Below are 288 nucleotides of genomic sequence, written 5' to 3'. Positions count from 1 at the left end.
ATCAAAGAACATAACAGAAACGTTGTAAAGTGATTTATATAGCACTTCTCTTTTTACTCCCTGGCCTATTCGGAGCGATTTTTTTAACAAGGAGTATTCGAAAAGATACATTAGGGCTTGAACCACATGAAATTGCATCATTATACCGAGAAAGAGAAGCGATGCTGCTTGCCATTAAGGAGCCACGGGAGCCACGGGAGCAACCGGAGCAACGGGAGCCACGGGAGCAACCGGAGCGACGGGAGACACAGGTGCAACCGGAGCAACCGGAGCAACGGGCGCCGCAGG

At 50.0% G+C, this 288-nt stretch carries 1 pseudogene; it reads left to right on the top strand.

Annotation, left to right across the window (positions count from 1 at the left end):
- Positions 1–35: 35 nt before the first annotated feature.
- A pseudogene (locus BA70_RS21065) lies at positions 36–182 on the top strand (hypothetical protein); the annotation flags it as partial.
- Positions 183–288 lie beyond the last annotated feature (106 nt).

Origin of the sequence: Bacillus zhangzhouensis (genome assembly GCF_000715205.1) — a bacterium.
Taxonomy (GTDB): Bacteria; Bacillota; Bacilli; order Bacillales; family Bacillaceae; genus Bacillus; species Bacillus zhangzhouensis.
The sequence above is the reverse complement of the archived record's forward strand: the minus strand, read 5'-3'. Positions and strand labels throughout refer to the sequence as shown.